Below are 23,610 nucleotides of genomic sequence, written 5' to 3' on the forward strand. Positions count from 1 at the left end.
TCTCCTCTTATTTTCTCTTCTTTGAAATTGCATTAAATGCTGCAACTAACATACCAAGAACTATAAATGATGATGCTGGTTGTTGTAAAAATCCAATTGTATAAGCTTGTGGAATTATAGTTTTTCCAAAAAGTGTTCCTGCTCCAAGTAGCTCTCTAAAGAAAGCTAGGGTTGATATAGCAAGTGTATAGCCAAGTCCTTGACCTATACCATCAATAATTGAAGAAAATGGTCCATGGCTTGAAGCAAATCCTTCTGCACGAGCAAGAATCAAACAGTTTACTACTATAAGTGGGATAAATATACCCAAGGATTCATCAAGAGCTGGCATATAAGCCTTTATTGACATTTGTACAATGGTTACGAAACCTGCAATAATTACTATGAAAGCAGGTATTCTTATTTCATCAGAGATAAAATTCCTTAGTAAAGAAATTACCAAGTTACTCATTACTACTACGAAGGTTACAGATACTCCCATACCTAAAGCATTGGTCAAGGATGAAGATATAGCCAATACTGAACACATACCTACAGTTTGAACAAAGATTGGGTTATTAGCAAAAATACCTTCCAAAAATACTTTGCCTAAGTTTTCTTTAGGAGCCTTTTTTTCTTTTTTATTTTCAATAGGTCTATCTAATTGTTGTTCCATAATATCTCCTATTTAAGTTCACCGAGGACTTTGACAGCGTCATTTATACCCCTAAGTATTGTACCTGTAGATATGGTTGCGCCTGTGATTCCTACGATTTCATTTTCTCCACCGGTTTTTGATGCCTTAACTTCTCCATCCATACTTACTCCAACCATGCCTTCTTTAAAGAAGTCATCTTCCATTCTTTTACCAAAGCCTGCTGATTCGGAGTGATTTAGTGGAGCAAATCCTGTTATCTTGTGATCAGAACCAACACCTATAAGAAATTCTATAGGTCCGCCGTATCCTCCTGGAGAACTGATTTGAAATACATATCCTTCTCCCTTGCAACCATTTGCTTTATATACTTTTTCTATACTTTGAGGCTTATCAGCTACATCTACTTCATCATAAGAATCTGCAGGAAGAACTGTCGCCAATGATTTTTGAAGTTTTTCTTGGGCCTTGGCTTCGATTAATGGCATAGTTGCATTGTTTGTCAAGGCTAGGGCAAAGGCTGTAATTGAAGTAATTAAGAACAATTTCAAGCCTAATTTTAAACTATTATTCATTGTCTTTTCCTTTCTTTACCTCTGCTTTACCAAATGTCTTTGGTCTAGTGTAAGCTTCTATTATAGGAACAATTAGGTTCATTAATAATATTGAATATGAAACACCTTCTGGATATCCACCCCAAGTTCTAATAACTGCTGTTAGGATACCACAACCTAAAGCGAAAACATATTGGCCAGTTTTTGTAATAGGTGTTGTTGTATAGTCAGTTGCCATGAAGAAGGCACCTAGAATCATACCACCTGAAAGAATATTTCTTAGAGAATCAGCAAATCCTGTTCCAAAAATACCCAACAAAACTGTTGATGTCAAAATATATGTAAGTGGAATTCTCAAGTGAATTACTTTTCTTACTATTAGATAAGCTGCACCGATTAGAAGTGCTATAGCAGATACTTCACCCAAACATCCAGGAATATTACCTAGGAATAAGTCCATTGTGCTGTAACTTGCCGGATCTGATAGAGGTGTTGCTGATGTTACTGTTGAAATGTCCTTAGCTGTGCTAATCAAATTAACTTTTTGTGGTGAAACAAAAGTTGTCATATTTTGTGACCAAGAAGCCATTAAGAAGGCTCTTGCTGCAAGGGCTGGGTTTACAATGTTTTGTCCGATTCCACCAAAAAACATCTTAGCTACTACTATCGCAAACATTGATCCTATGATTATTTGCCATACTGGTAAGGTGCAAGGAACGTTGAAGGCTAGTAGTATTCCTGTTACTACAGCAGAAAGGTCTTTGATTGATTGATTTCTTTTTATTGCTTTATTAAATATATATTCTGATAACACGCAAGTTATTACAGCTGCTAGGATAAGTACCAAGGCTCTGTAACCAAAGTAATATACTGAAGCAAGACCTGCTGGTATAAGGGCTATGATTACATCTAGCATATCCTTTGTAACTGTACGATCACTCCTTACATGAGGAGAAGCTGTTACCAATAGTTGTTTTGTATTTTCCATATACTCCTCCTATTTACCTGCTTGCCTAATTTGTCTCTTACCAAACTTAATAGCTTCTACAAGAGGTCTGTTTGATGGACAAACGAATGAGCAAGATCCACATTCTATACAATCCATGATATTAAGCTCTTGGGCCTTCTCAAATCTCTCTTCTAGGGAGAACTTGTGGATATATAGTGGAAGTAAATATACTGGACAAGCATCAACGCATCTAGCACATCTAATACATGGGCTAACTTCTAATGGTTGAGCCTGATCAGATGCTAAAACTAAAATACAGTTACTTGCTTTTTCTACTGGTCTGTTGAGGTCTGGTTGAGCAATACCACACATTGGTCCACCATTTACAAGTTTAGCAATATCATCTGCTCCACCTGCTTCTTCTATGCAGTGACCAAATTCTGTACCACACCTAACGAGCATATTGGTTGGGTTTTTAACAGATTTTCCAGTTACTGTTACTATTCTTTCGTAGAGGGGTTTATCCATATAGATTGCTTCATAAATTGCATGCATAGTTGAAACGTTTGATACTATAGCTCCAACATCCATAGGAAGTCCACCACTAGGAACTTGACGATTTAAGGTTACGTCAATCATTCTCTTCTCATCACCTTGAGGATACTTTGTCTCTAATTGTTTGATTTCGATATTGAAATTTGAGTTTTCTTTAGCAAACTCAGCTAGAGCCTTGGTCATAGATTCGTATGCTTTTGGCTTATTATCTTCTATAGCAACGATTCCTCTATCGGCATTTACAGCTTTAATTGCTTGAGTTAGACCTTTGAGAATCCTTTGAGGTCTATTTTTCATTAGATAGTCATCGCAAGTAATGTATGGCTCACATTCTGCCCCATTTACTATTACTGTGTCGACTTTTTTGGCTGGCATGTATTTGATGTGAGCAGGAAAGGCTGCACCACCCATACCTACTATTCCAGCTTCCTTAATCTTTGCTACTATTTCTTCTGCACTAAGGTCTACATTATCTTTTTCTATGTATTCTTTATCTTGGTCGAAACCTTCGGTATCAATTACTACTGCCTTACATGGCTTGCCTGAGGCGGATTGTATATCGATAATGTCCTTTACCACTCCTGCTACTGAGGAGTGGATATTTGCAGAGAAATTTCCGACAGCTTCTCCTATAAGCTGACCTACACTAACTTCGTCTTTTTTTGCAACAAGACATTTACTAGGTGCACCTATATGTTGGATTAGAGGAATTGTTACAAGTTTAGGAATACTCGCAAATTTAAGCTCACTATTTTCAGTAAGCTCTTTGTACTCTTCCATGTGCACACCATTTTTGAATGTAATGGTATTAAGTGCCATAAATTTCTCCTTCTATATTATATTTGCTCTTCTACTATTATAATTTAAAATCGCTTTACATTCAATGATTATCTTACATTATTGACAAAATCTTTAATAAAAATTTTGAAATTTTTAAGGCTAAGTCTTCTTAGATTGTGAAGTTCTTCTTGGCTAGGTAGTCCATCCTTGTAAAACTTTTTCATGACAGCATAATTGGCATTAACCTTATTTACATATTGTCTAGTCTCTTCGAAAGGAATATCAAGCGGATTAGGATTGTCCTTATCAATTGTCCCGTCCTTTATCCAGCTGTCAACGTTTCCAACTCCACCATTATAAGCAGCTAGAGCTAGGTCCTTATTATTGTAATACCTATAAAGATAATCGAAATAGCCGATTCCTAAGTCCAAATTGTAATCAACATCATTGAGTTTTTCTGGATAATAATCTATTCCTACTACTTCAGCTGAATGTTTGGCTGTATCATCCAACAATTGCATAAGGCCATGGGCCCCTTGATGACTTTGGGCATTATTGTCAAAATCTGATTCAACTTTAATTATTGATGCAGTAAGCAAGGGATCAATATTGTATTTTTCTGAATGTTCGTAGATTTGTTCTTGGTAGGAAATCTGAGTCCTTGATGTTTGATAGGCTATAAGGCCATATACTATTGCAAAAAATATCCCTATGGCAAGGAGCAAAAATGCCAAAGATTTTCCTATAAATTTTACAACTTTCATTAAAAGTCACCTCTGTCTAAGATTTTTTCTATTTCTTCTTTTAGTTTGTCAACTCCATCACTATTATCAATAATGATATCGCTATTTTCCTTCATTCTTTCAAGCTCATCTTGGCTTTCTATTTTTTTCTTGGCGTAAGTAAGGCTAATACCATCTCTTTTGATGAGTCTTTGGATTTGGACATCCCTCTTTGCTGTTACAAGGATAATTTTATCACATGGAAAAGTTTCTTTCATTTGAAAGAATAAGGGGATTTCTATAAAGACCTTATCCCTACTAGATTTATCTATGATAGAATCTATTTCTTCAATTATATTTTTGTGGCTTAATTCATTTAGCCTGTCCATCTTCTCCTTGTCAGCAAAAATTAGTTGTGCCAGTTTTTTCTTATCGAGTTTTTCTCCATCAAAAGCAGGAGCAAAGACTTCATCGCTTTTTATGGCTAGATAGTTTTTGCCGCCTTCTTTGATTAGTTTCTTATTTACCTGATCGGCATCTATTACCAGAAAGCCCTTTTGCCTTAGGATATCGCAAAGGGTGGACTTACCCGATGCTATTATTCCTGTAATTACAATCCTACTTGGATTCATACATGCTTTCTCCAGTATCTATATCAACTATCAAAGGGACTTTGAGATTTGCAGCTTCTTGCATAGAATTTCTAAGTATCTCCATGGCAGAATCCTTATCTTCAAGGCTTGCTTCAAGGATTATTTCATCGTGGATTTGGAGGACAATTTTTGCATCAAGACCTGCTTTTTTGAGATTCTTGTCGGTTTCTATCATGGCAATTTTTATTATATCTGCCGCTGTTCCTTGGATAGGTGTATTTAGGGCTACCCTTTGACCGAAGCTTCTTACATTAAAGTTTTTAGAATTTATTTCTGGCACATATCTTCTTCTATTAAAGAGAGTTTCTACAAAACCATCTTCCTTAGCTTTTTCTACTATAGAATCCATGTATGCTTTTATTGATTGGTAACTAGCCATGTAGTTGTCTATATAGGCTTTGGCTTCTTTCCTAGGAATATTTAGGTTCTGAGAAAGTCCGTAATCACTTATCCCATAGATTATGCCGAAGTTTACCGCCTTAGCATCGGATCTTTGTCTTTTCGTAACCTCATCAAGGGGAGTGTGGAAGACCTTTGATGCAGTCTTTGCATGGATATCTTCTCCATTCCTAAAAGCTTCTATCATATGCTCATCCCCTGAAAGAGAAGCTAGGATTCTTAGTTCAATTTGTGAATAATCGGCATCTATTAGGATTTTCCCTTGGCCCGCCTTAAAGGCCTTTCTAATTAGCCTTCCCTCGTCAGTTTTTATTGGAAGATTTTGAAGGTTAGGATCTTGGGAAGAAAGCCTACCTGTGGCGGCTATATTTTGCCTAAAAGTCGATCTTATTCTTCCATCATCATCTATAGCCTTCTCCAAGCCCTCAATGTAGGTTGATTGCAATTTAAAAAGCTCCCTATATTTTTCGATTTTAGGAATAATTTGATGCTTATCCCTTAGTTTTTCAAGGACTGACGCATCAGTAGAAAATCCTGTCTTGGTCTTTTTTATGACTGGAAGGTCTAAGTCCTTAAACAAGACTTCTCCCAATTGTTTGGTAGAATTTATATTAAATTCGCTTCCAGCTAGCTCGTAAATTTCACTAGTTAATTTTTCTAGATCCTTATTTATATCTTCTTTTAAATCCTCGAGAACCTTTCTGTCAGTAACAAAGCCTACGATTTCCATATTAGCCAAGACTTTGGAAAGCTTAATTTCTATATCTTCATAGAGATCATACATCTTGTATTCATTAAGCATATCTACTAACTTAGCCTTAGCATCTTCTATGGCATTAAGCTCACTCGCCAAGTAATTTGAAAGCTTATCATAGTCAAGCTCACCATAGCTTAGGGACTTCTTCCCCTTTCCTAGAAGGTCAACTTCAGATATTACTTCGTAGTCGAGATAGGCTTGGCTTAGAGTCTTTAAATCATAAGATGACCTAGATGGATCAATTAGATAATGCATAAGCATTAGATCATCAAAGGGAAGATTTAGGTCAATGCCCAGCTTGTTTAGTAAAACTATATCTTCCTTAATATCAAAAGAATTCTTTAAAATCTTTTCATCTTCAAAAACATCCTTAAAGCTATCAATAAAAGCTTGGTCAGGGTCTAGAATATAGGCCGGAGAATCCTTTGTCTTTATAGCAATCTTATAAACCTTGCTGTGAATATAGCTTTCTCCCTCATAGAGGCATTTGAAAGTGAATTCTCCTTTTGCCTTTATTTCATCTGCAAATTTTTCGTAATCATCTAGCTTCTCGTAAGTAAAATCCTTTTTTACAATCTCACTTTTTTCCCCGTCCATGTCCTCGATGAACTTATTGAAATTATACTTAGAATATTTCTCCCTAAGGCTAGGAAGGTCAGGCTCAGCCACCTTTAATTCTTCAAGCTCATATTCTACTGGAGCGGAAGTAACAATGGTCCCGATTTTTTTACTCATATAGGCAATAGGCTCGCTATCAATGAGCCTTTCCTTGGTTTTCTTGCCTGAAATCTCATCTATATGCTCATAAAGACCTTCTATTGATCCATATTTTTGAATAAATTCTATAGCCTTCTTTGGGCCAATCCCCTCAACTCCTGGAATATTATCAGACTTATCTCCCTCAAGACCCTTAACATCTATAAGTTGTTTAGGAGTAAGGCCGAACTCCTCTTTAATAGCTTCTATTGTATATTCCTTAGTTTCAGATACGCCCTTTTTGGTAAGATTTACTACAATTTTCTCATCAACTAACTGTAAGTAATCCCTATCTCCAGTAATTAGGACTGAATCATAGCCAGCTTCTTGGGCCATTTTTGCATAAGTTCCTACAATATCATCAGCCTCAAAGCCATCAAGGTCTGTGTATTTAACATTTAAAGAATCCAAGATATCCTTTAGGATTCCAAATTGATAAGAAAGCTCGCTAGGCATCTTGTTACGAGTTGCCTTATAGTCCTTAAATTCTTTATGTCTAAAAGTCTTTGACGCCCTATCAAAGGCAACTAGAATATAATCAGGTTTATATCTATCAAAAGCGTTTTTGTACATGGTAAGAAAACCATAAACGCCATTAGTCATGACTCCGTCGTTGTTTGTTAGCTTAGGAAGGGCAAAAAAAGCCCTAAAGATCAAACTAGACCCGTCAATTAACATAAGTGTTTTCTTCATCATATCTCCTTTGTATATAGTATATCATACTCGACTTACACGCAAAATATAAAATTCGCAAAAAAAGAGAGCATAAAGCTCCCTAATATTACTTATTGCTAAGGTCTACAAGATAATCAAAATCACTAGCTTGGTAAGTCTTATTGTCTTGTGGATAAGTGATTACCAGATTAGGACTATTATATAGGTATTTCGCCATGAAATAATAATAAGATGATTTATCCTCTTCCTTCATTTTCACTAGAATTTTTTTATTTTCGCCTGTAATTTTTGCTTCTGATAATTTTTCCTTGTTACTAGCATAAACTTCTCTATTTTTATCCTTGTAAGTTAGTTTTTTAATAGGAGTATAGGATAAAAATACCATAAAGACAGCCATCATAATAACTATGATTTTCTTCTTATCAAAGGGCATCCAATAGAAACTTATGAGTAAAAGATATGCTCTTATAGTCTTTACATATCTACCGTAACCGGCAAGTTTGATGGCCTCTCCGCTAGGCATTGAAAAGATATACATTAAGTAATTACCTAATTGATAGGATAAATACACGACTCCAACAAATATGAGCAAATTTCTGTAAATCTTATCCTTATTTGCTATAAAATATGCAACAATTAGGATAATAAGTAAAATAAGAATTATTCTCTCTTCAAATAGAGCCTTCAAAAAATTCTTACTTATTTGCATGATTGTTGAAAAGTTCTTTGTCGAAAGACCTTTTTTGTAGGAAGCAAAGCTCATGCTATGCTTGCCGAGGTCGGTAAAGTTTCTCTTAACATGGATTGACCAAGACTTGTTGGTCAAAAACATTATTACAAGAGGGAAAGCACCTACCAATTTATCGTTCTTCCAATATTTTTTGAGCATGTACAAAGATGCGACTAGGACAAAAAATAAAGCAGAATTTTTTATTAGGCTTACTGATATAATCATCGGCAACAAAATAATTAGTAGATTTTTATTCTCCGCAAAATCATATTGACTAACAAAGGCAAGAAGAGCAAAGGAGCTTGTTGCCAGTAAGCTATCTACTAAAAGGCTATTTATCTGAACATTATCCATTAATATATAAATGGCAAAAACGATAAGTATTGGTGTCAAATATTTATTATCCCTGCTCTTCTTAAAGATAGGAAAATATCCAGCCAAAACTGCAAGAGCATTAGCCATAAAACAAATAGGCTCTGAGAATCCTAGGGGTCTACTTAGCCCATAAATAAAATAAGCACTAGCTTGGGGATATGAAGTGAAGCTTATAAGCTTATCAGATCCAAGATTTAGCCTATCATGACTTAACAAAAATCTACTAATCAAGCCCCAATGACTAAAATCATCATAGTGGAGGAATTGGGCATTTTTTAGGTAAAGGATAATAAAAATCCCAATTATGCCAAAAATCCAATAGTCAATAAAGTCTCTAAAGACCTCTCTCTTTCTAAATAGATAATATAGACAAAGCCCTCCAAAGACCCCATGGAAGATATAGCTTGATTCCTTCATAAAGCCAACTAGGGCAAAAATATAAACTAAACTACTAAGAAAGGAAAAGTACACGAAGGGGATAAAGTATATCTCCAAGGCAAATTTATCCCTTATCAGTACAGAAAAACCGCAAAACCCTAAGATTATTAACAAAAGATATATCATTTTTCACTTACCTTAAAAATAAACTTATTCTGTATCGTAAAAGAAAGCAAGAAAATAATGGTATCGACTATAAGCTTAATCAGACTTGCATTCATATTTACTCTTTCAAAAATCATATCCACAAAAAAAGCGGAAAGAACTAGTTGGCATAGCCACAAAGTCGCATACTTAATAAACTTACTCTTTTCTTTCTTATCATCAGAAAAGACGAGATTTTTGTTGATATTATAATTAAATATACCAGAAATTATCCTAGCAAGCCCAGTTGATGCCCAAATAATTTTGCTTGAATTTAGCAAAACTCCTGCCAAGACTCTTGTTAAAATAGTAAAGGCTCCAATATCTACTACAAAAGAAGATAAGGAAGCTAGAATAAACTTAAAAAATGTGCCTAGCATTACCCTGTAGATCTTAAAAGAATCCCTAATTGGATGGAAGTGAGTTTCGCTATTATTATCAAAATAAACTGTTTCTATTGGAATTTCAATCATTTTCTTCTTTGTCTGAGAAGAATTTATGAGCATATTAATCTCATATTCAAATCTTTCTCCAGGAAGGTCAAGAAAATCTGCTAGATAAGCTTTAGGTATAGCCCTAAGGCCTGTCTGAGTATCATTTATCTTATCATAAAACATTAATTTGTAGACCAAACTTGTGGTTTTATTACCAAAAGAAGATTTAAAAGGAACATTATCCTTATTAAAGTCCCTTGATCCTAAATACATGGCGACTTCTTTTTCTTGGGCGATTTTTGCAATTTTAAAGACATCTTCCGCCCTATGTTGGCCATCTGAGTCCGCTGTAATCACATAGGAAAAATCGTCATAAGTATTTAAGATATAATTAAAGGCGTTCTTTAAGGCCCTTCCCTTACCAAAGTTCTTGTAGTGGCTAAAGACATCAACCCCATCTTTTTTAAATTTTTTAAAGTATTCATCATATTCCGCTCTAGATCCGTCATTTACCAGAAGAATTCTCCTAAAGCCTTTCTCTTTTAGTTCATCAATGTAAGAACTTAGTAGGTCTTTGGGAGGATTTAGGGCAGGAATTAATATTATAAATTCATCCATAATCTATCCTTTTTTAGCTATTCTTATTAGTGTTCTACTTTATTTTATTATTAAAACTTAATATATCAAGAATTAGCTCTTTCTAAGAAAATAAATAAGCTAGCCCTTAAAGATTAAAGACTAATTTTATCTTGTTTATGTTATAATATTAACAACTATATTTTATATGAGGTGAACTATGAAAGAAGTTAAAAAAAATGTTTTGTCAATGATGCTCTTACTCTTCCTAATAATTTTGACAGCTTGCTCGACTAAGGGAGATAAAATGTCAAAATCTAACTCTAATCCTAAAACGAATAAGGAAGCTAATAGTGAAGGTGAAAAAGGCAAGGGGAAAATTAGAGTAGGTATCCTTTCTATTGATGATGTCTTGCCCCTAGTTGTTGCAAATAAAGAGGATGCTTTCTCCAAAGCTGGCCTTGATGTCGAGCTTTTCCCATTCAAATCAAGCCTTGACCAATCAAAGGCAATGGAAGCAGGCCAACTTGACATAGTGATGAATGATATGATAGTCCAAGCCTTATTAAAAAAAGCCGGCCTTGATACTAAGGTAATCTCTTATGCTTTTGGAGCTAATGTCAAAGAAGGAAGATTTGTTGTGGTTTCATTTCCATCTAGTAATATAGAAAAGCCAGAAGACTTATATGGAAAGAAAGTCGCCATATCTGACAATACTATGATGGACTACCTAATGTGCCAATACGAAAAAAATTTACATTTGGACTCTTCAAAGATTGAAAAGGTCAACGTCCCAGATCTTTTGCTAAGGATGGAACTTGTTCTTCAAGGCAAGGATATTGATTGTGCCATCCTTCCCGATCCCCTAGCAAGCTTTGCCATAAAAAAGGGATGTAAGCCTGTAATTGATGATACCCTCCTAAGCGAGAATTTTTCTCAATCAGTTATCCTAGCTAGAGATGAATTTATTGATAGTAATAAGGATGAGCTTAAAAGCTTTATGAAGGTGTATTTCAATAGCATGGATGAAATCAACAAAAACCCCGACAAATATAAGGAGCTTGCCATAAAAAATGCCAGAGTTTCTGATGATATAAAAGATAGCTACAAAACACCAAGCTTTAGCCCATACACGCTTCCAAGCAAGGAAGATGTAAAAAGAGTTAGCGACTGGTTGTTAGAGAAAAAACTTATAGATAAGCCTTATTCTTACGAAGACTTGGTAAGTACAGAATTTATTAAAAAATGAGTGATTTATTATACGATATAAGAAATTTATCCTTCAAATACAAAAATGATAACAAGTATGTTATAGAAAATCTAAATTGGAAAATACATAGAAATGAAAGATGGGCAGTAATTGGGCAATCAGGCTGTGGCAAAACCACTCTCTTGAAACTTTTATCAGGAATCGACAGTTCATATGAGGGGCAGATTTCCTTTAAAGATAAGCCCTTAAAGAAACCTCAAATGGATATCAAAATTATCTTACAAAATTATGGCTTGTTTGATTGGAAAACTGTCCGCCAAAACATAGACTTACCTAGAAAATTCTTGAAAAATAAGATGCTTATAAGAGAAGAAGAAGTAGATGCTATATTAGAATATTTTAATCTAGGAGAGCTTTCTGATAAATATACTTACGAGCTTTCTGGTGGACAGAAACAAAGAGTAGCCCTAGTTAGGGCCATGATAACAAAACCGATTGTCTTACTCTTAGATGAGCCCTTCTCCGCCTTGGATGAAATAACCAGAGAAAGATTAAAAGATTACTATATAAACTTACAAAAGAAACATTTTATCACATCAATTTTGGTAAGCCATCAGATAGATGAGGCCCTTGAACTTTCTGATAAACTCCTCTTCTTATCTAAAAATAAGCACTATGAATTTTTTGATATTGATAAGTATAACAGAAAAGAAATCTATCAAATATTGAGGGATAAATTGAAAGAGGAAATAAATGAAAGTTAAAAGTAAAATATTTGTTTTTTTGATATTCTTCATCTTTTGGCAAATTTTAAGCATCCTAGTCGACAAGGCATTTCTACCAAGTCCCTTAGCGACTCTTGATGGGCTAATCACAGCAATAGAAAAGGGACTTATATTAAAACATGCCCTCATAAGTTTGATGAGGATAGTCCTTAGTTTATTAATTTCCTTGCTTTTTGCCCTAGCAATAGGTATTCCAATTGGCTATAAAGAAGAAGTTTATCAGCTACTTTGCCCCCTAATATCGAGCTTGTATCCCATACCCAAGGTGGTTTTTTTGCCAGTCTTGGTTTTGTTTTTTGGCCTTGGCAATTTGTCGAAAATAGTCTTGATAAGCTCGATTATTTTTTTTCAATTGCTCTTAGTTATAATTGATTCTGTTAGGAATCTTCCAAGGGACCTATATATATCCATGTATTCTCTTAGTCAGTCCTTCAAGGATATATTAACAAATTTGATTTTGCCATATATCATACCCGATATTTTGACAGCCCTAAGAATTTGTATTGGAACTGCAATATCAGTCTTGTTTTTTTCAGAAACTTTCGCTTCTTTTGATGGTTTGGGATATTTTATCTTAGATACAATGGGAAGAAGAGAATATGAACAAATGTATGGTGGGATAATTGTCATGTCCCTGTTAGGACTGATTCTTTATAAGCTTGTTTTACTAATAGAAAAAAATACCTGCCATTGGAAAAGTCAAAAGAGCGTCTAGGCATATTTTAATCCTACAATCCTATAAGAGTGAGAAAACTATAAGCTCCCTTGATTTCTAGCTTAACAAGTACAAACTAGAAAACAAAGGAGCTTTTTAAGTAGCTATTTATATTTTTATTAAAAGATGTATTTAAAATTCAAAAGCTACAAATTTAAAAGACCTTAAACTCTTCTATACTTGGGTTAGCTTCTATGTGATTTAAGAAATCTGTCATTTCTTGGTTATTTTTTGGATAAATCTTAAAACTCAAATAATAGATTTGTTCCTTATATTTCAAATTATAGGCCCTCTTGGCTATATTATTCTTTTCTATATATTCATCTATATCTCCTACAACATTAGAATCATAGGATTGTATTAGAATATTAAACTGGTCATGCTTCTGAAAAATATCAGCAACATGCAAAAAGTTTTGCAAGATAATGATTAAGGATGTAGTTATAATCGCGAGAAAATACATACCTGCTCCAAAAGACATGCCAACAATAGAAGTAGTCCAGATCCCTGCTGCTGTTGTAAGGCCAGTAACATCGTTATTTTTTACAAAAATAATACCAGCTCCAAGAAAACCAATACCAGATACAATTTGAGCCGCAACCCTTGCCGCATCGTAGTCTTTGACATCGTAAAATCCGTACTTTGAAATAATCATAGCTAGGCAAGAGCCCAAACAAACTATGGTATGGGTTCTAGATCCAGCTGACTTGTTTTTGCTGGCCCTTTCTGCCCCAATTGCATAACCACTCAAACAAGATAAAAATATTCTCAAAAGTAAGTTAAAATTCAAATCCCAATTCATGATTCCCTCCTAAAAACAAAAAGGCAGTGACAAATAAATCTATCAATCACTGCTCGCTCTTATATAATAATATGATAATTTTATCACAAAACACAAAGATGTCAATAGAAATTTTTCCTAGCAAGAAAATTCCGCCCTATAAGGAAAAGGTTTTAAAATATATTTGACTAATTATTGTCTATATATTATAATTAAGAAAACTTAATATTTTAGAGATAAGACATGTATAAGTAGTAGGGTAAGCCTATGCTTTTTTATTTTCTAAAATTATTACTATTTATTAAGGAGGACTTATGTTAAATTTAGCACACCGTGGATTTAAGGGATCCTATCCTGAAAATACCATGCTAGCCTACAGGAAGGCGATCGAAGTCGGTGCAGATGGAGTGGAGTTTGATGTCCATCTAACAAAGGATGGGGAATTGGTTATTATCCATGACGAAAATCTCATTAGGACTTGTGGAGTTAATCTTTTGGTTAAGGATTTAAGCCTAGCTGAGCTTAAAAAATATGATGCAGCTAATGGCTATGAACAATACCATGAAGAAATCCCAACTCTTAGAGAATATTTTGCCTATGCCAAAGATCTTGACATAGTGACTAATATCGAAATTAAAAACGGACTTTTCTTTTATGAGGGTATAGAAAAGAAATTGTATGACCTTATTAAAGAATACTCTATGGAAGAAAAGGTAATTATCTCATCCTTCAACCACCAAAGTATCCTTAGGATGAAGGATATAGATGATAGTTTAAAGCTTGCCTTCCTAGAAGAGTCTATTATAGCTGACCCTATTTCATACTTAAAAGAAAATTCCATTAAAATCTACCATCCAATAGCTCAGACTGTCGATAAGGCCTTGTTGGATAAGTTCCACGAAGAGGGAATCACTGTAAATGCTTGGACTAGTGATAAGATTCCTTATGATTTCAAAGAACTAAATGATATTGGTTTTGATGCTATAATATCAGATTATCCAGATAGATTTGTTAAAGAGCTTAGATAAGAGAAGGAGAATTTATGAAAGAATTTGAACTTATACTAGAAAGTATTAATAAAATGCTTTGGGGCAATTGGCTTGTCTATGTTTTATTAGGACTTGGAATTTTATATACCTTTGCGACAGGCTTTGTCCAAGTTAGGCATTTTGCTTACATAATGAAGGAAACTTTGATTAAGAGTTTTAAGGAGAGAAATCTAGAAAAGAGAAAGGGCTCTCTATCTACCTTCCAAGCCATGATGGTAACCTTGGCAGGTAATATCGGCGGTGGAAATGTCGTTGGTGTTGCAACAGCTATAGTTTCTGGTGGTTTTGGGGCAGTTTTTTGGATGTGGCTTGCTGCATTTTTTGGCATGGCCCTAAAGTATGGAGAAATCATCCTTTCCCAATTATATAGGGGCGAAGATCAAGATGGAAATATCCTATCAGGTCCTATGTATTACATTAGAGATGGTCTAAAATCACCAAAGTTGGGTATAGTTATAGCCATCCTCATGACTATAAAGATGATGGGAGCAAATCTAGTCCAATCAAATACCATTGCTACTATCTTGCAAGACAATTTTAGTTTCAATAATTTGCTTACAGGCTTTATTCTTACAGGTCTTTTGTTTATAATAGCAATCGGTGGTTTAAAGAGATTGGCAAAGCTTGCAACTAATCTAGTACCAATAATGTCAATTTTTTATGTTGTTTTATGCCTATTAGTTATAATTGTAAATATTAAAAACGTACCTTTAGTTTTTAGAGAAATATTTACCCAAGCCTTTTCTTTTAAGGCAGCAGCTGGTGGTGTGGCAGGTACTGTTATAGCCAAAGCCATGCAATATGGTATAGCAAGGGGTATGTATTCAAACGAAGCTGGTGAAGGTACTGCACCATTCGCCCACGGAACAGCTATTGTAAATCATCCAGTAGAAGAAGGAATTACTGGAGTTACAGAGGTATTTATTGATACAATCCTTATCTGCTCAATGACAGCTATTACAATTGGTGTTTCTCAAATACCTTTGGATGGAGAAACTATCAAAGCATCAAACATGGCAATCCAAGCTATAGGGACAGTTTATCAACCTCTCTCCTATCTCGCAATTTTTGCCTTGTTGATATTCTGTTTTACAACTCTCATGGGTCAATGGTTTAACGCTGCTAAGTCCTTTACCTATGCTTATGGAGCAAAGTTTACTGATAAGATTAAATATATTTATCCTTTCCTTTGCATAATAGGATGTCTAGGTAAAATCAGTCTTGTGTGGACTATCCAAGATATAGCTATGGGTCTTGTAATTATCCCAAACATGCTAGCCTTGCTCCTCCTAGTTAAGGAAGTTCGTTTCCAAACTAAAGACTACTTTGAAAAATTAAATAAATAAGATAATAAATCGTGCTGGCTAAAGCAAAAAACTTCCGCCAACACGATTTTTTTATGAAATGTTCTTTATATCCTCTTAGAAATATTTAATTATATTTTTAGTTATAATAAGTAAAAAAATATCAACCCTAAGCTTTTATTAGCTTGTGGGTTGATATGTCAATTGTCTACAGACCCTTATTATCTAAAGAATTATTTTCTTCATCTATTTTATTAGCATCCATATCTTTGGTTTTTTCTGGGTCTAGCTTAGTGTCTATTTTTTCTTGGTCAGATACTTTTGTTTCATCCTTATTTTTTTCTTCTTTAGCAGGGCTTGTTGGGTTTTTCTCGTCCTTTGCTACTTCATCTTTATTTTCTTCAGTTTCTTTTGTAGCTTGCTTTTCTTCTAATTCTTTGTCTGATAGAATTTTTGGAAGAACTTTATTGTATGTGATTTTTCCATCAAGCTTTTCGAAATCACTAAGCTTTAATGCTATAGATTCATCTCCTGAATAGATGTAAATATCATTTACTATTTGTTGAATCCTAAAAGGATCCTTAATCTTGTAATAGGCTTGTAGGTATTCAACTACTTCCGAGCCTTCTACTTGTGGCTTGTATTCCAAATCTGTGCTTGGATTTTCAATCTTGTATTTCATTAGGGCTACAACGTCCTTGGCTGTGTAAGGTCCAAATTCCTTATCTTTTTGCCTTTGGATAATTTGTTTGATACTTATGGCATGGTAATGACCTCCATGAAGCCAATAAAATACATTCTTTCTTAGTCCATCAGACCCATATACTTCCTTACCATCATCTGGAACATCTCCATAGGCTGACATCTTCTTCAAGTTATCATCCATGTAGGCCTTGATTTTCTCATCAATTATTTGTGGTCTAACACTTTCATAGCTAAAGATTTCACTATCGTCAACCTCTATATGTGAGTTATGCTTGCTTTCATCAATGTATTCAGCATTTGGATAATGGTCTTTTGGATTAGTTTTTACTACAGTTTCATTTCCATCCTTATCAAATAAGTGCCAGTGATCGCCGTGATCAATTATTCTTACTATATTTTTTGGCCATTGGTCTTTCTTTTCACTAGGCTTAGGAGTTTCTTCCTTTTGCTCTGTTTGTACTTGAGGCTCTACTTGAGGCTTTTTAACTTTTTCATAATCACCAAAGTAGGCTTTAGGGTATAGACTTCTTGGGTCTTGGTAGCATATTGATTCCCTTCCCTTTGAATCGAAGATGTGGTAATGGTCCTCGTGCTTTAGGATTTTTACTATATCAAAAAGGTCTGCTGGTTCTTGACCCATTATATTTACAATTTTCATCTCCCTTATAGCCTTATTTCTTTGGTCTACTTTGTAAAGTTGAGGCTTTTGTTGATCTTCTTTTGGTGGTTGAACCAAAGCTTCTTCTTTCCTTTGACTTGAACTGTGGCTACCATGATAGATTCCAAATTCAGCATCAGGATACTTACTTCTTGGATCTTCATAGGATATATATTCATTACCCTTGTTGGTGTAGATATGGTAGTGGTCCTCATGTTTTAGAATTTTCACAACCTTTTCTTGGTTTTTCTTTTCTTCTTTAATAAGCTCAACGGGATCTTTTACCCTAACAAGTTTGTCTATATTTTTTAATTTGTTTGATGGACTTACACTTGGGCTACTTGTCCATCTTTTTTCTGGTCTACTTTTACTTATTTGATGAGAAGAAGCATGACTGCCTACATATTGACCAAAACTTGCATTTGGATATAGACTCCTTGGGTCTTCGTAGGATATATATTCGTTGCCCTTGTTGGTATAAATATGGAAGTGATCTTCGTGTTGGAGAATTTTTACGACATATTCTCCCTTATCTTCAAGATTTTCTTTGACTTTTCTGGCCTTAGAGCTACTTTTGCCATTAGTTTTCGCACTTGACCCATGACTACCATGATAAACTCCTACTCGAATATTCGGAAATTGAGCTGATGGATCTTCATAGGTTAGGTATTCATTTCCATCTCTGGTATAGACATGCCAGTGGTCGCCATGTTTTTTGATTGAAACAACATCCATACCACTTAAAACATTTTTTGAAACAACGCTGACAAGATCCATTGCCTTATCTCCCATTTTTTCTGGATCAGTGTAGGTAATATGTTCCTTGCCATCCTTGGTAAAAACATGCCAATGGTCGCCATGTTTTACAACTCTAACTATATCTTCTTTCTTGATTTCTGAATCAATCAATACTTCTGTAGTCTTATCTTTCTTGTAGCTAGTTTTCTTGCTAACAAAACTTGTTTCCTTTTTCTTAACTTCATTTTTGTTACTATCCTTTTTGCCAAAAATAGAACAAGATGAAAGTAATACTGCCGAAAGATAGCAGACAGCCATAATTTTTCCTATGTGCATTTTATTCATATTATTCTCCTATTTATTCTTTACTAACATTATTATTAGTAAACATACTACTGATATTAAAACAATTACCGAACCAGGTCTTAGGTTAAAATGATAAGAAAGCAAAAGACCGAGATAAACATAAACGAGCGATAAAATTATAGATACGATAAGACTCGCCTTGTAGGTTTTTCTTAATTCAATTGCTGTAAGGGATGGAATCACCAAAAGTGATGATACAATTAATGAACCTATTGTCCTTGCAGATATTGAAACTGTAATTGCTGTTAATATTGTAAGCATGAAATTTATAAAGCTTGTGTTGATACCCATAATTCTTGCCGCTTGGGGATCAAAAACACTGAGGTAAAGTTTTTTGTAAATAAGTCCATAGCATAGTAAAACTATGCTAGCTATAGCAAGCACCAAATAAAACTCCCCATCACTAATAGTTACAATAGAACCAAATAGATAGGAAGAGATAGAATTTGTATTTTCCACCAAAGATGAGAAAATTCCTGCAAGTCCAATGGAAGCCGCAAGGATTATAACTGTCGAAACTTCTTGATAATTTTTTAATTTATTTCTAATAAATTCGATTAAAACTCCAGCCACTATACAAGAAATTATAGCGGTAGATAGGGGATTAAAACCAAAGGCAAGACCTATGGTAAGGCCCGCTAGGGATGAGTGAGAAAGGGTATCTCCAATTGTTGAAAGTCTTTTTATCAGAATTGATTGGCCCATACAAGGTAGGATTATTGCAAGAATCCCCCCTACTATAAAGGCCCTTCTCATAAATTCATATTGAAATATATCTAACATATCCTACTCCAATACATCCTCAAGCCTTGACTTATCAATAAGTATCGCCTTTTTATCACAAATTTTAAAGGCGTAATCAACATAAAAGCTTGCCTGTCTTAAATCATGAGTTACAATCACAACTGTTTTATCATTTTGGGTCATTTTCTTTAATAGCACAAAAAGCTCTTTCGAAAAAGTCTTATCAATTCCTGTCGTAGGTTCATCTAGAAGAATTAACCTGGCATCTTTGATAAGAGCAAGGAGGAGGCCAAGCCTTTGAAGTTGACCCCCTGATAATTCGCTTAGTGCCTTATCTTTATGGCCTTTAAGACCAACTTCATCAAGAAGCTTATCAACATCCTTGTTTACTTTAAGAAAAGATGTGTGAATCTTTACAGCTTCTTCTATAGTAGTTGGAAAAGTCTTGTAGGATCTTACAGCATCTTGACTGATATAGGCAATATCGGAAAAATGATTGTTCTCTTCAATAAGATCACCGAAAATCCTTACAGTCCCCCTATCCTTTCTTAGATTTGAAAGAAGAAGATTAATAAGGGTGGACTTACCTTCTCCATTAGCCCCTACAATAGCAACAAAATCACACAGGCCTATATCTAAGTCTAAACCTTCGAGAATTTTTTCCTTGTCATAGGCAAAGTCCAGGCCCTTGATTGAAATAGCCTTATTCATTGAAGGATGCCACAAGATTCTTCAAATTTTCCCTCATAAGGTTGATATATCCCTTTTGGGCTTCTTCTTCAGTGAGGTTTTCTAGGGTATAGAGAGTTGATGTTTTAGTATTAGTATTTTTCGCTAAAGTTTCAGCAACCTTTGGTGTCGCCTTGCCTTCAAAGAAAATTGTCTTAATCTTGTGAGCCTTAACAAAATCAGCTATAGTTTTTAATTGTTTGGCTGATGGTTCATCCTCTGGAGATATTCCCGTAACAGCAACTTGCTTTAGCCCATAATCATCTGCCAAATAATTAAAGGCAGCATGACTTACAACGAAATACTTATCCTTTGACTTAACCTTAGAAAGCTCATCTTCAAACTCCTTATCGAGATCCGCAAATTCCTTAACAGACTTATCTAAATTAGCCTTGTAGTAGGCATCATTTGCTGGATCTATAGAAGAAACCTTCTTATAAATAGTATCAAGCTCTTCCATGGCGTTTTTAATTGACAACCATGTGTGAGGGTTTATTGATTTTTGCTCACTAGCTTCATCTGAACTATCCAAAAGGGAAAGACCTTGAGATAAGTCTAGGAATTTATCATCATCATTAATGCCCTTTTTCAAATCATCAATAAAGCTTTCCATGCCGGCCCCATTATAAACAACAAGATCTGCCCCAGTTAGATTTTTCATATCATCTGTAGAAAGCTCAAAAGAATGAGGCTCTTGGTTTGCTTTTATAATAGTACGAACCTCCATCTTATCTCCCACAATTCTTTTTGTTAAATCTTCCACTGGATAAAAGCTAGCATAAACTACTTTTTTACCATTAGCTTCTTTTCCCGAATCAGTCTTCATCTTTTCATTTCTAGAACAAGAACTACAAGCAAAGACACAAATAATAGCTAAAAAAATTAGTCCCTTAAAATATCTTTTCATAAAACCTCCATATGCGATTGATTTGCATTATATAATGTATCACTTTTTTTGCCATTTGCAAGTCGTTCGCATTAATTTTTTATAAAAAAAAGTATTTTAACTAAAGCATATATCAATAAAAGCCAATCAAAACTACCAGCTTAGCTGGTAGTTTGCACAGCGCCTATAAGGCGCAAATACCGGCACGCCCCTATTGGGGCTGTCGAGTATTCTATCACATGTACCACTATCCCAACTACTGCTTAAGCAGTTTTTTTATTTGTTTTTATTTACTGACTCTCCCGTAAACGGGTCATAATATTCCTTTATACTTATCTGGTCAGTGTAATAATCTTCTTTTAATTGATTTTGTATATATTCTTTTATTTTCTTTTCGTTTCTGCCCACTGTATCTACATAATATCCTCTACACCAGAAATTTCTGTTTCCGTATTTGTATTTTAGGTTGGCATGTCTATCGAATATTATCAGTGAGCTTTTCCCTTTTAAATATTCCATAATTTATGATACAGACTATTTTGGCGGTATTTCTACCAGCATGTGTACATGATCTGGACATAGCTCTGCTTCTATTATGTTTATTCCTTTTCTTGAGCATAATTCTCTGAGTATGCTCCCTATGTCTTTTCTTAGTTGTCTGTATATTGCTTGTCTTCTATATTTTGGTGCAAAAACTATATGATATTTGCATCTCCAGCTTGTATGCGATAAAGTGTTTTTATCCATGATTACCTCCTTATTTAATTGTGCATGTGACTATCACAATTATACTTTAAGGAGGTTTTCTTGGTGCTTGAAGCTAAAGCTAAATCCCTCCACCTGCATAGCAGGTGGTTTTTTGTTTCGCTCTCTTTCGTTCGCTCAACTCACTTAAGTGGACAATAAAAAAAGAGTCTTGAAAATCAAAACTCTTCTATAATCCTGGCGCGTCATTGAGGATTCGAACCCCAGGCCTTCTGGTCCGTAGCCAGACGCTCTATCCAGCTGAGCTAATAACGCATGGAGCGGGTGAAGGGAATCGAACCCTCGCAACCAGCTTGGAAGGCTGGGGCTCTACCACTGAGCTACACCCGCATATGGATACTAAATTATTATATGCTAAAAATATATTTTTTCAATAAAAACAAGGAATTAAAAATAAAAAACTTACGCAAAACGTAAGTCATATATGGAGCGGATGACGAGATTCGAACTCGCGACCCTCGCCTTGGCAAGGCGATGCTCTACCCCTGAGCCACATCCGCATATTAAAAATTATGGAGCTGATGATAGGACTTGAACCTACAACCTATTGATTACAAATCAATTGCTCTACCAATTGAGCTACATCAGCGGATCTAACAAAATCTGCTAGAAACTAGGCGACAAAGATGGAATTCGAACCCAGTCCCCTGCTGGGTTTCAAATCTTTCGATTTGAAATCTTCGAGACGAACGCTAGTGAGTCCGAAGAACTCCTCCGCCGTAACGGCGGACCTTTTACGAAGTCACATCTAAATCGTGTATTTATTTTGGCGACTCGGATGGAATTCGAACCCAGTCCCCTGCTGGGTTTCAAATCTTTCGATTTGAAATCTTCGAGACGAACGCTAGTGAGTCCGAAGAACTCCTCCGCCGTAACGGCGGACCTTTTACGAAGTCACATCTAAATCGTGTATTTATTTTGGCGACTCGGATGGGATTCGAACCCACGACCTCCGCCGTGACAGGGCGGCATTCTAACCAGCTGAACTACCGAGCCAAAAATCATCATAAGATGATAAACATGGTGGAAGTAACAGGGCTCGAACCTGTGACCCCCTGCTTGTAAGGCAGATGCTCTCCCAACTGAGCTATACTTCCAAAAAAAGTGTTTTAACAATTAAAATAATATAATGGTGACCCTACTGGAATTCGTAACCCAGTCAGCTGTGCTGTTTCAAATCGTAGATTTGAAATCTTTGAGACGAACGTCAGTGAGTCCAAAGAACTTACCGCCGTGAACACGGTGGTATCCTCTTATACGAAGAAGTTCTTTTCTAGTCTAATTTGACTAATAATGGTGACCCTACCGGGATTCGAACCCGGGATACCACCGTGAAAGGGTGGTGTCTTAACCGCTTGACCATAGGGCCTAAATAATAAACTTATACTATTATGACCATAGGGCCTTAAAAGAAAAGCCTAATAAAGTCTTATGGTCATATGTGGTGGTGACTCCAATGGGATTTGAACCCATGATACAGCCTTGAGAGGGCTGTGTCTTAACCACTTGACCATGGAGCCATAATTAAAAATTATCAGTTAGGATCAAGCATAAGCTTGACCCTAATTTATTGGTAGCGAAGAACGGACTTGAACCGTTGACACTCCGGGTATGAACCGAATGCTCTAGCCAACTGAGCTACTTCGCCATGTGGTTGCGGGAGCAGGATTTGAACCTACGACCTTCGGGTTATGAGCCCGACGAGCTACCAGACTGCTCCATCCCGCGATAAAATAAATTAAATAAATGGCGCTCAGGGTGGGACTCGAACCCACAACCTACCGGTTAACAGCCGGGTGCTCCACCATTGAGCTACCTAAGCGCAAAAACGCATAAGCGTAATTGTTTGGCGATTTCCTAGTCTCCCGGGAGGTTGCCCTCCGAGTACCATCGGCGTTATAAGGCTTAACTTCTGTGTTCGGTATGGAAACAGGTGTATCCCTTATGCCATCATCACCATATTTTTGAACCTTTCTAAATTAGCAAAATATATTTCCAGTCAAGATTTAAAGTTTAGTATCCATTAGCTTAATACATTACTGCA

At 35.3% G+C, this 23,610-nt stretch carries 19 protein-coding genes, 11 tRNA genes, 1 rRNA gene and 1 pseudogene; 5 read left to right on the top strand and 27 right to left on the bottom strand.

Annotation, left to right across the window (positions count from 1 at the left end):
• Positions 1 to 7: 7 nt before the first annotated feature.
• The 9 genes from rsxE to P6936_RS03675 form a co-directional block, all read right to left on the bottom strand.
• On the bottom strand, positions 8 to 655 hold the full coding sequence (rsxE, locus tag P6936_RS03635; protein WP_004836480.1) for an electron transport complex subunit RsxE: 648 nt from the start codon (positions 653 to 655) through the stop codon (positions 8 to 10).
• 8 nt (positions 656 to 663) lie between these two features.
• On the bottom strand, positions 664 to 1,209 hold the full coding sequence (locus P6936_RS03640) for an FMN-binding protein (protein WP_276880873.1): 546 nt from the start codon (positions 1,207 to 1,209) through the stop codon (positions 664 to 666).
• On the bottom strand, positions 1,202 to 2,176 hold the full coding sequence (locus P6936_RS03645; RefSeq protein ID WP_004836482.1) for an RnfABCDGE type electron transport complex subunit D: 975 nt from the start codon (positions 2,174 to 2,176) through the stop codon (positions 1,202 to 1,204). Before P6936_RS03645 ends, P6936_RS03640 begins: the two co-directional genes overlap by 8 nt.
• Positions 2,177 to 2,185: 9 nt before the next feature.
• The gene (gene rsxC / locus P6936_RS03650; protein WP_004836483.1) at positions 2,186 to 3,511 is read right to left on the bottom strand and encodes an electron transport complex subunit RsxC; all 1,326 of its coding nucleotides are present in this window, start codon (positions 3,509 to 3,511) and stop codon (positions 2,186 to 2,188) included.
• Positions 3,512 to 3,579: 68 nt separating this feature from the next.
• Positions 3,580 to 4,236, bottom strand: coding sequence for a lytic transglycosylase domain-containing protein (locus tag P6936_RS03655; RefSeq protein ID WP_060929960.1), 657 nt, complete (start codon positions 4,234 to 4,236; stop codon positions 3,580 to 3,582).
• Positions 4,236 to 4,826, bottom strand: coding sequence for a dephospho-CoA kinase (gene coaE / locus P6936_RS03660; protein WP_004836485.1), 591 nt, complete (start codon positions 4,824 to 4,826; stop codon positions 4,236 to 4,238). Before coaE ends, P6936_RS03655 begins: the two co-directional genes overlap by 1 nt.
• A complete protein-coding gene (gene polA, locus P6936_RS03665; RefSeq protein WP_276880874.1) occupies positions 4,813 to 7,452 on the bottom strand; it encodes a DNA polymerase I in 2,640 nt (879 codons plus the stop codon). Before polA ends, coaE begins: the two co-directional genes overlap by 14 nt.
• Positions 7,453 to 7,540: 88 nt before the next feature.
• A complete protein-coding gene (locus P6936_RS03670) occupies positions 7,541 to 8,956 on the bottom strand; it encodes a hypothetical protein (protein ID WP_276880875.1) in 1,416 nt (471 codons plus the stop codon).
• A gap of 143 nt (positions 8,957 to 9,099) precedes the next feature.
• Positions 9,100 to 10,173 carry a bifunctional glycosyltransferase family 2/GtrA family protein gene (locus P6936_RS03675; RefSeq protein WP_276880876.1) on the bottom strand — a complete coding sequence of 358 codons (1,074 nt, stop codon included), beginning with the start codon at positions 10,171 to 10,173 and terminating at the stop codon, positions 9,100 to 9,102.
• A 178-nt stretch (positions 10,174 to 10,351) separates the two neighbouring features.
• On the opposite strand from P6936_RS03675, the gene P6936_RS03680 reads away from it, so the two are divergent.
• From P6936_RS03680 to P6936_RS03690, 3 genes are read left to right on the top strand one after another with little or no spacing between them, the layout of a single operon-like run.
• The gene (locus P6936_RS03680; protein ID WP_276880877.1) at positions 10,352 to 11,380 is read left to right on the top strand and encodes an ABC transporter substrate-binding protein; all 1,029 of its coding nucleotides are present in this window, start codon (positions 10,352 to 10,354) and stop codon (positions 11,378 to 11,380) included.
• A complete protein-coding gene (locus tag P6936_RS03685) occupies positions 11,377 to 12,105 on the top strand; it encodes an ATP-binding cassette domain-containing protein (RefSeq protein ID WP_276880878.1) in 729 nt (242 codons plus the stop codon). The genes P6936_RS03680 and P6936_RS03685 overlap by 4 nt, the downstream gene beginning before the upstream one ends.
• Complete coding sequence (locus tag P6936_RS03690; RefSeq protein ID WP_276880879.1) at positions 12,095 to 12,841, top strand: ABC transporter permease; 747 nt, start codon at positions 12,095 to 12,097, stop codon at positions 12,839 to 12,841. Before P6936_RS03685 ends, P6936_RS03690 begins: the two co-directional genes overlap by 11 nt.
• Before the next feature lie 154 nt (positions 12,842 to 12,995).
• Here the strand turns inward: P6936_RS03690 and P6936_RS03695 are convergent, their stop codons facing one another.
• A complete protein-coding gene (locus tag P6936_RS03695) occupies positions 12,996 to 13,643 on the bottom strand; it encodes an MgtC/SapB family protein (RefSeq protein ID WP_004836492.1) in 648 nt (215 codons plus the stop codon).
• 293 nt (positions 13,644 to 13,936) lie between these two features.
• Here P6936_RS03695 and P6936_RS03700 point away from each other — a divergent pair, with 293 nt between their 5' ends.
• Together P6936_RS03700 and P6936_RS03705 are read left to right on the top strand one after the other, a co-directional pair.
• A complete protein-coding gene (locus P6936_RS03700) occupies positions 13,937 to 14,650 on the top strand; it encodes a glycerophosphodiester phosphodiesterase (RefSeq protein WP_276862412.1) in 714 nt (237 codons plus the stop codon).
• Between the two features lie 14 nt (positions 14,651 to 14,664).
• Positions 14,665 to 16,017 carry an alanine/glycine:cation symporter family protein gene (locus P6936_RS03705; RefSeq protein ID WP_276880880.1) on the top strand — a complete coding sequence of 451 codons (1,353 nt, stop codon included), beginning with the start codon at positions 14,665 to 14,667 and terminating at the stop codon, positions 16,015 to 16,017.
• A 166-nt stretch (positions 16,018 to 16,183) separates the two neighbouring features.
• Here the strand turns inward: P6936_RS03705 and P6936_RS03710 are convergent, their stop codons facing one another.
• From P6936_RS03710 to rrf, 17 genes and pseudogenes are all read right to left on the bottom strand, one after another.
• Positions 16,184 to 18,421, bottom strand: a complete 2,238-nt coding sequence (locus P6936_RS03710; protein ID WP_276880881.1) for a hypothetical protein — start codon at positions 18,419 to 18,421, stop codon at positions 16,184 to 16,186.
• 9 nt (positions 18,422 to 18,430) lie between these two features.
• Positions 18,431 to 19,225, bottom strand: coding sequence for a metal ABC transporter permease (locus tag P6936_RS03715; RefSeq protein WP_276880882.1), 795 nt, complete (start codon positions 19,223 to 19,225; stop codon positions 18,431 to 18,433).
• Positions 19,226 to 19,228: 3 nt separating this feature from the next.
• Positions 19,229 to 19,897 (bottom strand): metal ABC transporter ATP-binding protein, encoded by a 669-nt coding sequence (locus P6936_RS03720; protein WP_276880883.1) that lies wholly within the window; start codon positions 19,895 to 19,897, stop codon positions 19,229 to 19,231.
• On the bottom strand, positions 19,890 to 20,822 hold the full coding sequence (locus tag P6936_RS03725) for a metal ABC transporter solute-binding protein, Zn/Mn family (RefSeq protein ID WP_276880884.1): 933 nt from the start codon (positions 20,820 to 20,822) through the stop codon (positions 19,890 to 19,892). The genes P6936_RS03720 and P6936_RS03725 overlap by 8 nt, the downstream gene beginning before the upstream one ends.
• A 255-nt stretch (positions 20,823 to 21,077) precedes the next feature.
• Positions 21,078 to 21,548: pseudogene (gene tnpA, locus P6936_RS03730) on the bottom strand (IS200/IS605 family transposase).
• A gap of 196 nt (positions 21,549 to 21,744) precedes the next feature.
• A tRNA-Arg gene (locus P6936_RS03735) sits at positions 21,745 to 21,821 on the bottom strand.
• Position 21,822: 1 nt separating this feature from the next.
• Positions 21,823 to 21,896 (bottom strand) — tRNA-Gly (locus P6936_RS03740).
• Positions 21,897 to 21,991: 95 nt separating this feature from the next.
• Positions 21,992 to 22,066, bottom strand: a tRNA-Gly gene (locus P6936_RS03745).
• Between the two features lie 13 nt (positions 22,067 to 22,079).
• A tRNA-Thr gene (locus P6936_RS03750) sits at positions 22,080 to 22,155 on the bottom strand.
• Positions 22,156 to 22,485: 330 nt separating this feature from the next.
• Positions 22,486 to 22,562, bottom strand: a tRNA-Asp gene (locus P6936_RS03755).
• A 25-nt stretch (positions 22,563 to 22,587) separates the two neighbouring features.
• Positions 22,588 to 22,663: transfer RNA gene (locus tag P6936_RS03760), tRNA-Val, on the bottom strand.
• Between the two features lie 197 nt (positions 22,664 to 22,860).
• A tRNA-Glu gene (locus P6936_RS03765) sits at positions 22,861 to 22,935 on the bottom strand.
• Positions 22,936 to 23,011: 76 nt separating this feature from the next.
• A tRNA-Glu gene (locus P6936_RS03770) sits at positions 23,012 to 23,086 on the bottom strand.
• A gap of 51 nt (positions 23,087 to 23,137) precedes the next feature.
• Positions 23,138 to 23,214 (bottom strand) — tRNA-Met (locus P6936_RS03775).
• Positions 23,215 to 23,217: 3 nt separating this feature from the next.
• Positions 23,218 to 23,294: transfer RNA gene (locus P6936_RS03780), tRNA-Met, on the bottom strand.
• Positions 23,295 to 23,313: 19 nt separating this feature from the next.
• Positions 23,314 to 23,388 (bottom strand) — tRNA-Asn (locus tag P6936_RS03785).
• A gap of 22 nt (positions 23,389 to 23,410) precedes the next feature.
• Positions 23,411 to 23,527: ribosomal RNA gene (gene rrf / locus P6936_RS03790) — 5S ribosomal RNA — on the bottom strand.
• Positions 23,528 to 23,610 lie beyond the last annotated feature (83 nt).

The organism is Anaerococcus tetradius (assembly GCF_947087635.1).
GTDB lineage: Bacteria > Bacillota > Clostridia > Tissierellales > Peptoniphilaceae > Anaerococcus > Anaerococcus tetradius.

What these genes read in the sequence shown, in the direction of transcription:
- rsxE (WP_004836480.1), bottom strand. Translation starts at nt 655, where the DNA reads ATGGAACAACAATTAGATAGACCTATTGAAAATAAAAAAGAAAAAAAG.
- P6936_RS03640 (WP_276880873.1), bottom strand. Translation starts at nt 1,209, where the DNA reads ATGAATAATAGTTTAAAATTAGGCTTGAAATTGTTCTTAATTACTTCA.
- P6936_RS03645 (WP_004836482.1), bottom strand. Translation starts at nt 2,176, where the DNA reads ATGGAAAATACAAAACAACTATTGGTAACAGCTTCTCCTCATGTAAGG.
- rsxC (WP_004836483.1), bottom strand. Translation starts at nt 3,511, where the DNA reads ATGGCACTTAATACCATTACATTCAAAAATGGTGTGCACATGGAAGAG.
- P6936_RS03655 (WP_060929960.1), bottom strand. Translation starts at nt 4,236, where the DNA reads ATGAAAGTTGTAAAATTTATAGGAAAATCTTTGGCATTTTTGCTCCTT.
- coaE (WP_004836485.1), bottom strand. Translation starts at nt 4,826, where the DNA reads ATGAATCCAAGTAGGATTGTAATTACAGGAATAATAGCATCGGGTAAG.
- polA (WP_276880874.1), bottom strand. Translation starts at nt 7,452, where the DNA reads ATGAAGAAAACACTTATGTTAATTGACGGGTCTAGTTTGATCTTTAGG.
- P6936_RS03670 (WP_276880875.1), bottom strand. Translation starts at nt 8,956, where the DNA reads ATGAAGGAATCAAGCTATATCTTCCATGGGGTCTTTGGAGGGCTTTGT.
- P6936_RS03675 (WP_276880876.1), bottom strand. Translation starts at nt 10,173, where the DNA reads ATGGATGAATTTATAATATTAATTCCTGCCCTAAATCCTCCCAAAGAC.
- P6936_RS03680 (WP_276880877.1), top strand. Translation starts at nt 10,352, where the DNA reads ATGAAAGAAGTTAAAAAAAATGTTTTGTCAATGATGCTCTTACTCTTC.
- P6936_RS03685 (WP_276880878.1), top strand. Translation starts at nt 11,377, where the DNA reads ATGAGTGATTTATTATACGATATAAGAAATTTATCCTTCAAATACAAA.
- P6936_RS03690 (WP_276880879.1), top strand. Translation starts at nt 12,095, where the DNA reads ATGAAAGTTAAAAGTAAAATATTTGTTTTTTTGATATTCTTCATCTTT.
- P6936_RS03695 (WP_004836492.1), bottom strand. Translation starts at nt 13,643, where the DNA reads ATGAATTGGGATTTGAATTTTAACTTACTTTTGAGAATATTTTTATCT.
- P6936_RS03700 (WP_276862412.1), top strand. Translation starts at nt 13,937, where the DNA reads ATGTTAAATTTAGCACACCGTGGATTTAAGGGATCCTATCCTGAAAAT.
- P6936_RS03705 (WP_276880880.1), top strand. Translation starts at nt 14,665, where the DNA reads ATGAAAGAATTTGAACTTATACTAGAAAGTATTAATAAAATGCTTTGG.
- P6936_RS03710 (WP_276880881.1), bottom strand. Translation starts at nt 18,421, where the DNA reads ATGAATAAAATGCACATAGGAAAAATTATGGCTGTCTGCTATCTTTCG.
- P6936_RS03715 (WP_276880882.1), bottom strand. Translation starts at nt 19,225, where the DNA reads ATGTTAGATATATTTCAATATGAATTTATGAGAAGGGCCTTTATAGTA.
- P6936_RS03720 (WP_276880883.1), bottom strand. Translation starts at nt 19,897, where the DNA reads ATGAATAAGGCTATTTCAATCAAGGGCCTGGACTTTGCCTATGACAAG.
- P6936_RS03725 (WP_276880884.1), bottom strand. Translation starts at nt 20,822, where the DNA reads ATGAAAAGATATTTTAAGGGACTAATTTTTTTAGCTATTATTTGTGTC.